General features: G+C 66.5%; 14 protein-coding genes. 6 read left to right on the top strand and 8 right to left on the bottom strand.

The features are described 5' to 3' along the window. Nucleotides 1-30: 30 nt before the first annotated feature. The 4 genes from GGR48_RS18055 to GGR48_RS04040 form a co-directional block, all read right to left on the bottom strand. Nucleotides 31-198 carry a hypothetical protein gene (locus GGR48_RS18055; RefSeq protein WP_240456178.1) on the bottom strand — a complete coding sequence of 56 codons (168 nt, stop codon included), beginning with the start codon at nucleotides 196-198 and terminating at the stop codon, nucleotides 31-33. 12 nt (nucleotides 199-210) lie between these two features. Further along, a complete protein-coding gene (locus GGR48_RS18050; protein WP_240456177.1) occupies nucleotides 211-378 on the bottom strand; it encodes a hypothetical protein in 168 nt (55 codons plus the stop codon). Between the two features lie 67 nt (nucleotides 379-445). Further along, nucleotides 446-994, bottom strand: coding sequence for a helix-turn-helix domain-containing protein (locus GGR48_RS04045; protein WP_183950559.1), 549 nt, complete (start codon nucleotides 992-994; stop codon nucleotides 446-448). Between the two features lie 142 nt (nucleotides 995-1,136). Beyond that, complete coding sequence (locus GGR48_RS04040) at nucleotides 1,137-1,334, bottom strand: hypothetical protein (protein WP_183950558.1); 198 nt, start codon at nucleotides 1,332-1,334, stop codon at nucleotides 1,137-1,139. Nucleotides 1,335-1,702: 368 nt separating this feature from the next. On the opposite strand from GGR48_RS04040, the gene acnA reads away from it, so the two are divergent. Next, complete coding sequence (gene acnA, locus GGR48_RS04035; protein ID WP_183950557.1) at nucleotides 1,703-4,390, top strand: aconitate hydratase AcnA; 2,688 nt, start codon at nucleotides 1,703-1,705, stop codon at nucleotides 4,388-4,390. Nucleotides 4,391-4,696: 306 nt separating this feature from the next. Continuing rightward, nucleotides 4,697-5,707 carry an acyltransferase family protein gene (locus GGR48_RS04030; RefSeq protein WP_183950556.1) on the top strand — a complete coding sequence of 337 codons (1,011 nt, stop codon included), beginning with the start codon at nucleotides 4,697-4,699 and terminating at the stop codon, nucleotides 5,705-5,707. Between the two features lie 3 nt (nucleotides 5,708-5,710). Here GGR48_RS04030 and GGR48_RS04025 read toward each other — a convergent pair whose 3' ends face one another. Together GGR48_RS04025 and GGR48_RS04020 are read right to left on the bottom strand one after the other, a co-directional pair. Then, nucleotides 5,711-6,367 carry a hypothetical protein gene (locus GGR48_RS04025; RefSeq protein ID WP_183950555.1) on the bottom strand — a complete coding sequence of 219 codons (657 nt, stop codon included), beginning with the start codon at nucleotides 6,365-6,367 and terminating at the stop codon, nucleotides 5,711-5,713. Beyond that, nucleotides 6,364-7,575 carry a TIGR04063 family PEP-CTERM/XrtA system glycosyltransferase gene (locus GGR48_RS04020; RefSeq protein ID WP_183950554.1) on the bottom strand — a complete coding sequence of 404 codons (1,212 nt, stop codon included), beginning with the start codon at nucleotides 7,573-7,575 and terminating at the stop codon, nucleotides 6,364-6,366. The genes GGR48_RS04025 and GGR48_RS04020 overlap by 4 nt, the downstream gene beginning before the upstream one ends. A 91-nt stretch (nucleotides 7,576-7,666) precedes the next feature. On the opposite strand from GGR48_RS04020, the gene GGR48_RS04015 reads away from it, so the two are divergent. Together GGR48_RS04015 and GGR48_RS04010 are read left to right on the top strand one after the other, a co-directional pair. Continuing rightward, the gene (locus GGR48_RS04015; RefSeq protein ID WP_183950553.1) at nucleotides 7,667-7,804 is read left to right on the top strand and encodes a hypothetical protein; all 138 of its coding nucleotides are present in this window, start codon (nucleotides 7,667-7,669) and stop codon (nucleotides 7,802-7,804) included. Continuing rightward, nucleotides 7,797-9,164, top strand: a complete 1,368-nt coding sequence (locus tag GGR48_RS04010; RefSeq protein ID WP_183950552.1) for a putative O-glycosylation ligase, exosortase A system-associated — start codon at nucleotides 7,797-7,799, stop codon at nucleotides 9,162-9,164. The genes GGR48_RS04015 and GGR48_RS04010 overlap by 8 nt, the downstream gene beginning before the upstream one ends. A gap of 138 nt (nucleotides 9,165-9,302) precedes the next feature. Here the strand turns inward: GGR48_RS04010 and GGR48_RS04005 are convergent, their stop codons facing one another. Then, a complete protein-coding gene (locus tag GGR48_RS04005; RefSeq protein WP_206362549.1) occupies nucleotides 9,303-10,232 on the bottom strand; it encodes a right-handed parallel beta-helix repeat-containing protein in 930 nt (309 codons plus the stop codon). A gap of 84 nt (nucleotides 10,233-10,316) precedes the next feature. After that, complete coding sequence (locus GGR48_RS04000) at nucleotides 10,317-10,889, bottom strand: type 1 glutamine amidotransferase domain-containing protein (protein WP_058715412.1); 573 nt, start codon at nucleotides 10,887-10,889, stop codon at nucleotides 10,317-10,319. A 123-nt stretch (nucleotides 10,890-11,012) separates the two neighbouring features. On the opposite strand from GGR48_RS04000, the gene GGR48_RS03995 reads away from it, so the two are divergent. Together GGR48_RS03995 and GGR48_RS03990 are read left to right on the top strand one after the other, a co-directional pair. Continuing rightward, the gene (locus tag GGR48_RS03995) at nucleotides 11,013-12,014 is read left to right on the top strand and encodes a DNA topoisomerase IB (RefSeq protein WP_183950551.1); all 1,002 of its coding nucleotides are present in this window, start codon (nucleotides 11,013-11,015) and stop codon (nucleotides 12,012-12,014) included. 43 nt (nucleotides 12,015-12,057) lie between these two features. Then, complete coding sequence (locus tag GGR48_RS03990; protein WP_183950550.1) at nucleotides 12,058-13,224, top strand: mechanosensitive ion channel family protein; 1,167 nt, start codon at nucleotides 12,058-12,060, stop codon at nucleotides 13,222-13,224. Nucleotides 13,225-13,255: the final 31 nt, after the last annotated feature.

Below are 13,255 nucleotides of genomic sequence, written 5' to 3'. Positions count from 1 at the left end.
GGCCATGCGGGACACGTCGCTACGCCGCAATCAGGCGGCGACGCGAAGCGGCATCGGCGCGACGCTGCCGGTCACTTCGGGCGGCTTGGGACGGGTGTCGCCATAGTCGTCGGCATCGAAACCGATCGTCTTGCCGACCTTTTCGAGGATGCGGTGGCTCTGCACGGTATGGCCGCGCGCCGTGCCGATGGCGAGCATCGCCTGGCCGATCTATTCGAAGGCATGCTGGCCGACCACCGCCGACAGCCGGGCCTCGGCGCGCGCACGCGGCAGCGCCATCGCCAGCTCGCCGACCGTCGAGAAGGCGGCATCGAGTTCGTTTTCCAACTTCCACAGCAGCTGGGTCACCTGAAGCGCTGCGTCCTGTTCCGTGATCATCGCCTGTTCCCCCGAACTCATTGCCCGAACCTGGAGCCCCATGCCGACCGGCGCGGGGAAGATGGTGTCATCCGGCAAGGTGCGACAGACGCCCGATCACGCGGGTCATGACGTCCAATCCCGTCGCCAGCATGCCAAAGCCGATGGCGAGTGCGATCGCGATCGTAGGAACCCAGAACAGCCTTTCGGCCATGTTCATGTCGTTGCGGGTCTGACCTTGCCGCCGGAGGGGAAGAGACAAGCGGGGCGATGCGTGGACATGGCCGTCCTGCACCGCCCCGCCGACCGTACTCCCATCCGGTGCCGATGGAGGTGCCACGGCCGGCACCGGTTCGACCAGCCCCGCAGAATCGGGTATAATTTTATCGGGGGGTGTTTTTTCTTCAATTTCAACGACTTGGTCGTTTTCGCCAGCCTCATATTCGGCCAGCGCCAGGGCGGCATCGCGGCGATTGCGCGCGCCCAGCAGACGCACTGCCTCGGCGAGATAGCTGTCGACCGTCGATTTCCCGAGCCCGAGTTCGGCGGCGATCTCCTTCGATCCCTTCAACGCCTTTACACCACGCAGGCATTCTCGATGGCGTCGGGTAAGCAGGGCAAAGCGTTCGGGAGTCATTTCTCTTTCCGACCGCGCCGGACGAAAAGCCGGCGACACGGATCGCCCTAGCCGGGGAGGTGCACCCGCGCCAAGTCGTTCAGCGTCCGAAGCGGTGCCGATCCGGTTTTTTCGGATGGGCGCGGACCCCGCGCACCGGGTCTCAACTTGACTTGCCGGGCACCCCGATGGCCTCGATCGAGTCGAGCGCGTGCAGCAGATCGTCGAAGGCGGTGTCCTCGCGCACGGGAAACGACCGGCGGAAGCCGGTGCCCAGGACGTCCAGATCGCGTTGCGTGAGCAGGCCGACCGCGACGATCGGATCGGGACGGCCCGTCCGCCCCGGTATGTCGCGGGTCATCGCCGCCACCGATTGCGACGGATGCCACGCGAACCGTTCGCGGCCACCATTGCCATATGGCCATAGCGAAACCCGCCATGCGACATGACATATGAGGTAACCACCGCGCCGTGCATTGTCCTGACTCCGTCCATCGGGCTTAAACCAGCCATTCGACCTTGGTGTTCCACGCCTTTTTCCACGGCTGCGACGAGCGGCCGCGATGGTCGACGGATTGCCGCGCGATTTGGCGGCCGACACCCTTTCCACTGGGCTTCCCCATTGCTAAGGCCGCGCGTGTCAACCGGATTTATCCCCGGCGCGCCTGCTCGCGGCTGCATGCTGCCGTGTCCCCCTGGCGCGTTCGGCTCGACCAAGAAGGGACGCCCATGACTGCGATAGGCCAGGACAGCCTGAACACCCGCTCGACGCTCGACGTCGACGGCAAGACCTATGACTATTACAGCCTCGCCAAGGCTTCCGAGCAGCTCGGCGACATCAGCCGCCTGCCCTTCTCGATGAAGGTGCTGCTGGAGAATCTGCTGCGCTTCGAGGACGGCAAGACCGTCACGCGCGAGGATATCCAGGCGATCGTCGACTGGCAGAAGACCCAGCGTTCGGACCGCGAGATCCAGTATCGCCCGGCCCGCGTGCTGATGCAGGACTTCACCGGCGTTCCTTGCGTGGTCGACCTGGCCGCGATGCGCGACGCCATCACCAAGCTGGGCGGCGATGCGGCCAAGATCAATCCGCAGGTCCCCGTCCACCTCGTCATCGACCACTCGGTCATGGTCGACGAGTTCGGCACGCCGCAGGCGTTCGAGGATAACGTCGACCTCGAATATCAGCGCAACATGGAACGCTATGAGTTCCTGAAGTGGGGCTCGAAGGCGCTCGACAATTTCTCGGTCGTTCCGCCGGGCACCGGCATCTGCCACCAGGTGAACCTGGAATATATCGGCCAGGCCATCTGGTCTTCGACCGAGAGCGGCGAGCATGCCAAGGGCGGCGCGACTATCGCATACCCGGACACGCTGGTCGGCACCGACAGCCACACCACGATGATCAACGGCCTGGGCGTGCTCGGCTGGGGCGTCGGCGGGATCGAGGCGGAAGCCGCGATGCTCGGCCAGCCCGTGTCGATGCTGATCCCCGAGGTCGTCGGCTTCAAGCTGACCGGCAAGCTGCAGGAAGGCATCACCGCCACTGACCTGGTGCTGACCATCACCCAGATGCTGCGCGCCAAGGGCGTGGTCGGCCGCTTCGTCGAGTTCTACGGCCCCGGCCTGTCGTCGATGACGCTCGCCGACCGCGCGACGATCGCCAACATGGCGCCCGAATATGGCGCGACCTGCGGCTTCTTCCCGATCGACGACAAGACGCTCGACTATATGCGCCTGACCGCGCGTTCGGACGAGAATGTCGCGCTGGTCGAGGCCTATGCCAAGGCGAACGGCTTCTGGCGTCATGACGATGCCGCCGATCCCGTCTTCACCGACACGCTGGAACTCGACATGTCGACGGTCGTGCCGTCGCTGGCCGGTCCGAAGCGTCCGCAGGACAAGGTCGTCCTCACCGAAGTCGACGACGTGTTCAACGCCGACCTCGCCAAGGTGTACAAGAAGGACGCCCCCGCCCGCGTCGCGGTCGACGACCGTGGCCATGACATCGGCGACGGCGACGTCGTGATCGCCGCGATCACCAGCTGCACCAACACCTCGAACCCGAGCGTGCTGGTCGCCGCGGGGCTCGTTGCCCGCAAGGCGAACGCGTTGGGCCTTAAGCCCAAGCCCTGGGTCAAGACCTCGCTCGCCCCCGGTTCGCAGGTTGTGACCGATTATCTCGACAAGGCGGGCCTGACCGCCGATCTCGATGCGATCGGCTTCAACCTGGTCGGCTATGGCTGCACCACCTGCATCGGCAATTCGGGTCCGCTCGCCGAGCCGATCTCGAAGGCGATCAACGGCAACGACATCGTCGCCGCCTCGGTCCTGTCGGGCAACCGCAACTTCGAGGGCCGCGTGTCGCCCGACGTGCGCGCCAACTTCCTTGCCTCGCCGCCGCTGGTGGTGGCCTATGCGCTGAAGGGCACCGTCACGCAGGACATGCGTGAGACGCCGATCGGCCAGGGCAAGGACGGCCAGGACGTGTACCTGAAGGACATCTGGCCCTCGAACGAGGAAGTCCGCAGCCTGATGGATGCGAACATCGACGACGAGATGTTCCGTTCGCGCTACGGCAACGTCTATGCGGGCGATGCCAAGTGGTCGGCGATCGACGTCACCGGATCGGACACCTATGCCTGGCCCGCCGCGTCGACCTATGTCGCCAATCCGCCCTATTTCGAGGGCATGGAGATGACGCCGAAGCCCGTCACCGACATCATCGAGGCCAAGCCCCTCGCCATACTGGGCGACTCGATCACCACCGACCACATCAGCCCGGCCGGTTCGATCAAGGCCGACAGCCCGGCAGGCACCTTCCTGCAGGAGCATCAGGTCGCCAAGAAGGATTTCAACTCCTATGGCGCGCGTCGCGGCAACCATGACGTGATGATGCGCGGCACCTTCGCCAACATCCGCATCAAGAACGAGATGGTGCCGGGTGTCGAAGGCGGCATGACGAAGTATGACGGCGAAGTGATGCCGATCTATGACGCCGCCATGCGTCACAAGGCCGACGGCACGCCGCTCGTCATCGTCGCGGGCAAGGAATATGGCACCGGTTCGTCGCGCGACTGGGCGGCGAAGGGCACGAACCTGCTCGGCGTCCGCGCGGTCATCACCGAGAGCTTCGAGCGTATCCACCGTTCGAACCTGGTCGGCATGGGCGTCCTGCCGCTTCAGTTCGCCGAGGGCGTGACCCGTGAGACTCTGAAGCTGGACGGCACCGAGACCTTCACCATCCAGGGCGTCGCCAATCTGCGCCCGCGTCAGGATGTCGAAGTGATCCTGGCCCGCAAGGACGGCTCGACCGAGACCTTCCTGACCAAGTGCCGCATCGATACCGTCAACGAGCTGGAATATTTCCTGAACGGCGGCATCCTGCAGTACGTGCTGCGTAACCTGGCAGCGTAAAGGCCGGCTGCGGAGGCACCGAAGCGTTCGGAGCCTCCGCCTTCCCTTTCCTCCCCTGCAAGGGGAGGGGAACCAGCGAAGCTGGTGGAGGGGTGTCGCCCTCTCGATAGTGGGACACCCCTCCGTCAGGTCTTCGCCCTGCCACCTCCCCTTACAGGGGAGGAAGGGTTGACTTGAAAAGGGCGGTAGGACTTCGGTCCCGCCGCCCTTTTTCATGCCATGTCGGCACAGTGCCCGCCACGCCGTGGCTTACGCGTTGGCGACGAACCGCCTAGCCTCCACCATGGGGCTGAGGGGCGACAGGGCATGACAGCGGGGGTGGAGCGGCACAGGCTGGCGGGGATCGAGGCGTTGCGCGGTGTCGCCGCGATCGCGGTCCTGCTGTGTCACGCCGCCACCCATGTCGATCTCGCCTTCGGGACGCCGACCTTGCGCGCGCTGATGCGGCCCGGACATAATGGCGTCGACCTGTTCTTCGTCCTGAGCGGCTTCCTGCTCCTGTTCATCCATCGCCGCGATGTAGGACAGCCAGCCGCCATGGCACGCTATGCGCGGCGGCGGGTCATGCGCATCTATCCCGTCTATTGGCTGGCGTTGGCCGCGACGATCGCGATGGCGTTGGCGGGCGGGCATGGCTGGCCCGCGCCGGGGCGGGTCCTGCTGTCGATCCTGCTTTGGCCCAGCACCACCGTGCCGCTGCATCCGCTCGCCTGGACGCTGCAATATGAGGTGATGTTCTACCTGATCTTCGCGCTGCTGCTGCTCCGCCGCGTGGCGGGTCTGGCGGCGATGGCGCTGTGGCTGCTCGCGATCGTGACGGCGCAGGTCGTGCCGATCGGCGGGGGCCTGGCGACGAACATCTTCGCGATCGAATTCTTCTTCGGCATGGCGGCCGCGCAGATGCTGCACAGCCGCCCTCCCCCACCCCGCGTCGCCGCCGGGATCGCGGCGGCCGGCGCCATCGTCTTCCTTGGTGGCTGGGTGATGGAAGCGGCGGGGCGGCTCTATGGCTATGGCGTGGCCGCGCGGCTGGTCTACGGCCTGTCCGCCGCCGCGATGATCGGCGGGGCGGCGGGAAGCGAGGCGCGGCTGCGCTGGCCGCCTTCGCTGATCGGCATCGGCCGGGCCTCCTATGCCATCTATCTGTTCCACCTGATCGGGATCGGTGTCGCGTGGCAGATCGGCATGCGGCTGGGCGTCGCATTGCCGCCCATTCCGTGGTTCATCCTGCTGGTGCTAGCCGGTGGGCTGCTGGGCGTCGCGGTCCATATCACAGTCGAGCGCCCGCTGCTCCGATGGATGCGTCGCGGCGGCTGAAGCTCAGTCGGGCCGCTTCATCTTGCGGCGCGCGGCGTCGCGCTCCAGCCGGTCAAGCAGCGATTCGATCGAATCATTCTGCGGGTCGGGCGGGGGCAATCTCGCGCCTTTCTCCTCGACATCGGGCTCGTGCATCGGCGCGATCGGCATCGGCTCGCGGGGCACGGCACGCATCGAGTCGGGGTCGAAGGCGGCGAGCGGCTGGTCGAGATCGGCGGGCAGGGTCCGCTCCTCTTCGTCGTCCTCGCTCGGCGGCGGGGGCGGCGCGCCCAGTTCGGCGGCGAGCAGCGGGCGACGCGGCGGCGCATCGGGATGGCGGTCCGAACGGCGGACGGCGGGCACATAATCCGTGTCCGCCTCGTCCCGCACCGCTGGCGTCCGCCGGGCGAGCAGCCCGCCCGGCCCCCAAAGCAGATAGGCGGCGGCCCACACCACCGCCCCCGCGCCGGCGCCCGCTCCGAAGGCGAGCAGCAGCCGCGCCTTTGTTCCCAGGGGCGGCCGCGCGGCGGATAGGATGTCGGCCAGTCCCAATTGGGTGACCAGCATCTCCAGCCGCCAGACGGGCGCGATCAGGAAGACAAAGGCGATCAACACGCCAGCCGCCCCGCCGATCAGGGCGGGGAGGAAGCGATGCGAAGAGGGCGTAGCGGTGAAGGTCATGAGCGTCTCGTCGCGGCCTTTGCTACCAAGCGCTGGTAAACAGGTTCGTAACGCCGGATATTCGCGGCCCAATCGCGTTCGGTTTCGACGAATTGTCGGCCCGCCGCGCGCCGTTCGTCCCAGATCGCCCGGTCCGCCAGCAATGCCGCCAGCGCATCCGCCAGAGCGGCGGGATCGTCGGGCGGGAACAGCGTGCCGGTGACGCCGTCGCGGATCAGCTCGCGGTGCCCGCCGACATCCGACGCCGCGACCAGCCGGCGCTGCGCCATCGCCTCCAGTGGCTTCAGCGGGGTGACCAGATCGGTCAGCCGCATCTTCTTGCGCGGATAGGCCAGCACATCGACCAGCCCGTAATAACGCTCGACCTCCTGATGCGGCACGCGGCCGATGAAGCGGATCGCGTCCGCCACCGGCGAGGCGTCGGCCTGCGCGCGCAATGCCGCCTCCATCGGGCCGCCGCCGACCAGCAACAGCCGCGCCGCCGGCCGCGCCGCCACCAGGCGCGGCATGGCGGCGATCAGGTCGTCCAACCCCTCATAGTCATAGAAACTGCCGATGAAGCCGATCACCTCGGCCCCCTCCAGCCCCAGTTCGCGCGCTAGAATATCTTCGCGCGCCGGCGGTTGGCCGAACAGGGTCAGGTCGACGCCGTTGGGCGAGACGATGATCTTGTCGGCGGCGATCCCCCGGTCGATCAGGTCGCCGCGCAAACCTTCGCAAATCACCGCGACCGCATCGGCACGCGCACAGGCCCAGCCTTCGAGCGCACGCGTGGCACGGTAGCGGGCGCTCCCCTCCGTACCCGTGCCGTTGCCGACCGCCGCATCCTCCCAAAAAGCGCGAATCTCATAGACCAGCGGCAGCCCACGCCGCCGCGCCACCGCCCAGGCGGCCAGCGCGTTCAGGACGGGCGAGTGCGCGTGGAGGATGTCAGGCCGGAACGCCTCGACCGCCGCCGTGATCGCGCGGACATGCGCCGCCAGCCCCCGCGCCTCGCCCATCAACCCCTGCGGCATCGCGGCGGGCGTGCGGTAGAAGGTCAGGCCGTCGATCGTCTCGCAAGCGTCTGGCGATGGCCCCTGACGCGGCCCGGTGACGGCGGCCACCGCGTGCCCCGTCACCTGCTGCGCCTTCAGGATGGCGCGCGTGCGGAACGTGTATCCGCTTTGCAGCGGCAGGCCATGGTCGAGGATATGCAGGATACGCATGGATTTCGCCTGTCATGACAGGCCTTAACGCCGCGTCAACCGGCGGTTTATAAGCGGGATCGTGCCACTTGCGGAAAAGAGGGAGGGGCAGATGATCGACGGCTTCGTCCTGCTCCTGACCCATGGCCTGATGCTGATCGCCGCCTGGCGACTGCTCGGGCGGCGTGACCTCGACAACGAGGCACCCGATCCGCATGCCGGATACAAGGGGCGGCGCCCCGATGCGTGACCTGTTCCTGATCGGATTCCTGTTCAGCCTGTTCGCCATGGGGCTGCGGCGGCCGTTCCTGCTGGTGCTTGCCTATATCTATATCGACATCGTCTCGCCCCAGCGGCTGACCTATTATCTGCTCAACGCCGTGCCGATCTCGCTGATCGCGGTGGTGTCGGCGGTCATGGCCTGGGTGCTGGTCGACGACAAGCGCGACAGCCGCTTTACGGTGCGGCAGGGTGCGATCCTGATGCTGCTGATCTATTGCGGCCTCACCACCTTTTTCGGCGCGGACTTTCCGACCGAGGCGCTGCAGAAATGGGACTGGGTGTGGAAGGCGCTGGCCTTCGCCGTGTTCCTGCCGCTGACGCTGCGCACCCGGCTGCGGATCGAGGCGCTGCTGCTGTTCATGATCCTGTCGCTCGCCTCGATCGTCATCGTCGGCGGGATCAAGACGCTATTCTCGGGCGGGGGCTATGGCGAGCTGAACCTGATGGTGACCAACAATACCGGTCTCTATGAGGGCAGCATCATCTCCGCCGTCGCCATCTCGGCGATCCCGGTCATCCTATGGCTGGGATCGCACGGCACCATCTTTCCGCCCGACTGGCGGGTGCGGGTGTTTTCCTATGCGCTGGTCTTTGCCTGCCTGCTGATCCCGATCGGCACCTCGGCGCGCACCGGCCTGCTGTGCATCGGGCTGCTCGGCATCCTGATGCTGCGCGATGTGAAGCGGCGGTTCCTGTATATCGGCATGGTGGCGGTGGCGGGGCTGATCGCGGTTCCGCTCCTCCCCTCCTCCTATACCCAGCGGATGGACACGATCCGCACCTATCAGGGCGACGAATCCGCCTCGACCCGGCTGGCGGTGTGGAAATGGACGCTCGACTATGTCGGCTCCCACCCCTTTGGCGGGGGGTTCAACGCCTATCTGCAGAACTCGCTCAGCTTCGAGCTGACTTCGGTCGAGGGCAGCGCGCATGATTCGACGATCGAGCGGCGCAAGGCGACCGATCGGGGCCGTGCCTATCACTCCAGCTATTTCGAGATGCTCGGCGAGCAAGGCTGGCCCGGGTTGATCCTGTGGCTCGGCATCAATCTGGCGGGGTTGTTGCGGATGGAGGCGCTGCGCCGTCGCTACCGCGCGGTCGATGATCCGCTGCACTGGGGCGGCACGCTGGCGGGCGCGTTGCAACATGCGCAGCTCATCTATCTGCTGGGCGGCGCGTTCGTCGGGATCGCGTTCAATCCCTTCCTCTTCCAGTTGATGGCCGCGCAGATCGGCCTCGACACCTATCTCTCGCGCCGCACGCGCGAGGCGCGGACCAGGCAGATGCAGCGCCGCGCCGACCTGCCGCGCGGGGCGAAGATGGTGTGAAACAATTCCTCCCCTATAAGGGGAGGTGGCAGGGCGAAGCCCTGACGGAGGGGGGCTTCCACACAGGACGTCCCTTACGGACAGCCCCCTCCACCATGCTGCGCATGGTCCCCCTCCCCGTACCGGGGAGGATCATTGTTACATCCAGCGCCGTGCGGTGGGAGTGATGCCCGCTCCCAGGATATTGCCGCGCAGGACGATCGGCTCGCCCGACCAGTTGCCGACGAACACCGGCTTGAAGTCCGCCCCCGGCGCCAGCCGCGCGCGGTTATTCTCGACCACCAGCCCGGACGAGTCGTTCTTGGCCCCTTCCGGCGCGACGGTGATCAGGGTCGAGTGATTGTCCTTGTCGCGGCCGACCACGAACTCATTGCCCGCGATCCGTCCCTTCGCGCCGTTGGACAGGTCGATCATATAGTTCGACATATGCGCATGGCTGTCGTCGAAGCTGCTGTCGAGCACCTCGACCATCGGCGCGCGGCTCTTGACGTAATGGCCGCCCTGCCCGCGCTCGAACCGGCAGGCGGTGACGCGCAGCGACCGATAGCGGCCCATATAGATGCCATGCGCGCCCGTGCCGGTCGGGTCGTGGCCGAGCCCGGAAAAGGTCGAATGGTCGACGCTGACCGTGCCACTCGGATCGTCGGCGGACAGGATGCCCGACTGGCTGTCGAGGAACATCGCGTTGCTGACGCTGAGCGGCCCCTTCTCGATACGGATGCCCGCACCATTGCCGTCGCCGACCTCGATATGGCTGAAGACGATGCCCTCCACCTGTGCACCGCGTCCGCGCAGGACCAGTGCGGCCTTCCCCTCGCAGGCGATGCGGGTGAAGATCGTCTTGCCCGGTTCGACCGCGACATAGCGGATGCGGCCGGCGGCCTGCACCGCGCATTCGCGGTAGGCGCCCGGCGCGATGCGGATGTCCCCCTCGCCATCGCCGATCGCATTGACCGCGTCCTGGAGCGTCGCGAACCCGCGCGCGCCGACCATGAAGGGCTGCGCACCCCCTTGCGCCAGCGCGACGCCGGAGGTCAGACCGAGAAGCAGCAGCGGAACCAGACGCATGGCATCATCCTGAAAGCAAGCGGGCGCCGCATCCTGCCACGCACGGTGGCCGGATGCGACGCCCGTCAGTGTCCCGTGGCGGGATCAGGCCTCTTCGGTCTCTTCCTCGTCGGCCAGTTCCTCTTCCAGCGCGGTCAGGATCGCCTTGTTGAAGGCGGGGATGTCGTCCGGCTTGCGGCTGGTGATCAGGTTGCCGTCGACCACGACCTCCTCGTCCACCACGTCCGCGCCCGCATTGGACAGGTCGGTGCGGATCGAGGGATAGCTGGTCAGGCGGCGACCGTCGATCACGTCCGCCTCGGCCAGCAGCCAGGGGCCGTGACAGATGGCGGCGACGATCTTGTCGTCCTCCATGAATTCGGTGACGATCTCGACCGCGCGCTCGTTCAGGCGCAGCTTGTCGGGGTTGCAGGTGCCGCCGGGGATGACCAACGCATCGTAATCGTCGGTATCGACCTCGTCGACGGTCAGGTCGGGGGTCGCCGTCTCGGCCTTGTTGATGTCACCTTCCATGCCCTGGATCGGATCGGACTTGAGCGAGGCGAGCTGCACCTTGGCGCCGGCGGCTTCCAAAGCCTTGCGCGGTTCGAACAGTTCGACGGTCTCGAAGCCGTCGGCGGCGAGCATCAGGACGCGTGCCTGGGAAAGATCGGCCATGATGGAAAACTCCTGTCGGGGGATGCCTCGGGGGATAGGCTAGACAAGAACCCGCGACCGCATCGGCCGTTCCGGAACGAAGCGACCAGCGACGCATTTGCAAAGGTGACCCGAGGGAGTGCGATGGCGACCCGTTTAGTCTTTTGCGATGACAGCAAGCCCGGCATCACCCGTACCAAAATGCGGGGCAAATGGGCCTATTGGACCGCCAAGGGCGAGCGGATCACCGATGCGCAAGAGATCGACCGGCTGAACCGCATCGGCCTGCCCCCCGCCTATAAGAACGCCTGGTTCTGCCCGCGCGCCAACGGCCATATCCAGGCGGTCGGTTGGGACGAGAAGGGTCGCAAGCAATATCGCTATCACGCCGATTTCCGCGAGGCGCAGGAGGCGGCGAAATATGAACGCTGCGTCGAGTTCGGCCACGCCCTGCCTGCGCTGCGCAAACGCGTAGAGGCCGATTTGAAGAAGCGCGGCCTGTGCAAGGAACGCGCGGTCGCGGCTGTCGTCCGGCTGCTCGACAATGGCCATTTGCGCGTCGGTAACGAGGCCTATGCCGCCTCCAACAAGAGTTTCGGCGCGACGACGCTGCGCAAGCGCCACGGCCAGGTGAAGGGCACGACGCTGCGCCTGCGCTATCGTGGCAAGTCGGGCAAGATGCGCGACCTGACGCTGACCGACCGCTCGCTCGCCAGCTTCGTGAAGCGGTGCCAGGATCTGGACGAACAGCATCTCTTCGCCTGGGTCGATGAGGATGGCGAGGCGAACCCCGTCTCCTCCTCCGACGTCAACGCCTATATCCGCGAGGCGACGGGGTGCGACTTCACCGCCAAGCATTTTCGCACCTGGGCCGCCAGCGTCGCGGCGTTCGAGGCGCTGGCACTCGCCGAGGCGGATCTCAGCCTGAAGGCGATGCTGGAGCCCGTCGTCGAGAAGCTGGGCAATACGCCCGCCATCGCGCGCAAGTCCTATGTCCACCCTTCGCTGATCGCACTCGTCAAGGATGGCCAGGCGGCGTTTCGCAAGACCCTGCGCCTGCCCCGCGCGCGTGCCGGGCTGTCCCGCGTCGAATGCGGACTGATCGCATTTCTGGAGGCCGGAACCCCGGCCAGCAAGGCGGCCTGACCGCCCCGTTTCTCCCCAATTGCCCCGACTTAAAGGAGTCCCCATGGCGAAAACCTCGCCCAAGGCGCCGATCTTCGACGGCTCGAACATCCCCGATCAGGTCGAGGGTGTCGTCGATGCCACCTATGACTGGGTCCAGGTCTATTGGCTGAAGGTGCTGATCGCGATCGGTGCCGGCGCGGTCATCGTGCTGGCGCTGCTCTGGGTGCGCAGACTGGGCGACCGGCTGTGCCGCAAGCCCGGCTTTGCGGGCGGCTGGGGTGTGATCCTGGGCCATGCCATTGCCCGGACGAACCTGTTCTTCATCGTCACCCTCGCCGCGCAGCTGGTGTCCGGCTATGCCGGCGCGCCGGGCGAGGTCGCCAAGACGATCAGCTTCCTGTTCACCGTCGCCAGCGTGTTCCAGGCGGCGATCTGGGCGCGCGAACTGATCCTCGGCACGATCGAGCACCGCACCCGCTCCGAACATTATTCGGGCGAGGCGCTGCTGTCGGCCATGGGGTTGATCCGGTTGCTGGTGACGGTGGTGCTGTTCGCCATCGCGCTCGTCGTGGTGCTCGACAATCTGGGCGTCAACGTCACCGGCTTGGTCGCGGGTCTGGGCGTCGGCGGCATCGCCATCGGTCTGGCCGCGCAGGGCATTTTCGGCGACCTGTTCGCCGCGCTCGCCATCATCTTCGACCGACCGTTCCGCCGCGGCGACAAGATCGCCTATGACAATACGACCGGCATCATCGAGGCGATCGGCCTGAAATCGACCCGTATCCGCGCCTTTACCGGCGAGTTGCGGATCATCTCGAACCGCAACCTCCTCGACAAGGAAATCCAGAACCAGACGGTGCGCCAGCATGTCCGCATCTCGCTGATGATCGGCGTGGCCTATGAAACCCCGCCCGAAACGCTGGCCCGCCTGCCCCAGTTGCTGACCGAGATCGTCGAGGGCGAAGGCGGCAAGGTCGCCCGCGCCGGCTTCGAGAGCTTCGGGGCGTCGAGCCTGGACTTCGCCCTCCAGTTCGACGTGCCCGGCGACGACTGGGCTACCGCGCACGACACCCGCAACCGCGTGCTGGTGAGCCTGATGAAGCGCTTCGCGGCCGAGGGCATCTCCATCCCCTACCCCACCCAGACGACCTACACCGCCGCGCCGGACGGAACGCTGGTCATGCCCTATCCGCAGGTCCAGCCGGTGGAGGTGCACCGCGCCGATTAATTCCTCCCCTGCAAGGGGAGGTGGCAGTCCG

It is taken from the genome of Sphingomonas pseudosanguinis (assembly GCF_014196255.1).
Lineage (GTDB): Bacteria > Pseudomonadota > Alphaproteobacteria > Sphingomonadales > Sphingomonadaceae > Sphingomonas > Sphingomonas pseudosanguinis.
This window is presented reverse-complemented; position numbering and strand designations above follow the sequence as displayed.

Excerpts from the sequence above, each read along its gene's own strand:
- GGR48_RS18055 (WP_240456178.1), bottom strand. The coding sequence starts at position 198 with ATGCTCGCCATCGGCACGGCGCGCGGCCATACCGTGCAGAGCCACCGC.
- GGR48_RS18050 (WP_240456177.1), bottom strand. The coding sequence starts at position 378 with ATGATCACGGAACAGGACGCAGCGCTTCAGGTGACCCAGCTGCTGTGG.
- GGR48_RS04045 (WP_183950559.1), bottom strand. The coding sequence starts at position 994 with ATGACTCCCGAACGCTTTGCCCTGCTTACCCGACGCCATCGAGAATGC.
- GGR48_RS04040 (WP_183950558.1), bottom strand. The coding sequence starts at position 1,334 with ATGACCCGCGACATACCGGGGCGGACGGGCCGTCCCGATCCGATCGTC.
- acnA (WP_183950557.1), top strand. The coding sequence starts at position 1,703 with ATGACTGCGATAGGCCAGGACAGCCTGAACACCCGCTCGACGCTCGAC.
- GGR48_RS04030 (WP_183950556.1), top strand. The coding sequence starts at position 4,697 with ATGACAGCGGGGGTGGAGCGGCACAGGCTGGCGGGGATCGAGGCGTTG.
- GGR48_RS04025 (WP_183950555.1), bottom strand. The coding sequence starts at position 6,367 with ATGACCTTCACCGCTACGCCCTCTTCGCATCGCTTCCTCCCCGCCCTG.
- GGR48_RS04020 (WP_183950554.1), bottom strand. The coding sequence starts at position 7,575 with ATGCGTATCCTGCATATCCTCGACCATGGCCTGCCGCTGCAAAGCGGA.
- GGR48_RS04015 (WP_183950553.1), top strand. The coding sequence starts at position 7,667 with ATGATCGACGGCTTCGTCCTGCTCCTGACCCATGGCCTGATGCTGATC.
- GGR48_RS04010 (WP_183950552.1), top strand. The coding sequence starts at position 7,797 with ATGCGTGACCTGTTCCTGATCGGATTCCTGTTCAGCCTGTTCGCCATG.
- GGR48_RS04005 (WP_206362549.1), bottom strand. The coding sequence starts at position 10,232 with ATGCGTCTGGTTCCGCTGCTGCTTCTCGGTCTGACCTCCGGCGTCGCG.
- GGR48_RS04000 (WP_058715412.1), bottom strand. The coding sequence starts at position 10,889 with ATGGCCGATCTTTCCCAGGCACGCGTCCTGATGCTCGCCGCCGACGGC.
- GGR48_RS03995 (WP_183950551.1), top strand. The coding sequence starts at position 11,013 with ATGGCGACCCGTTTAGTCTTTTGCGATGACAGCAAGCCCGGCATCACC.
- GGR48_RS03990 (WP_183950550.1), top strand. The coding sequence starts at position 12,058 with ATGGCGAAAACCTCGCCCAAGGCGCCGATCTTCGACGGCTCGAACATC.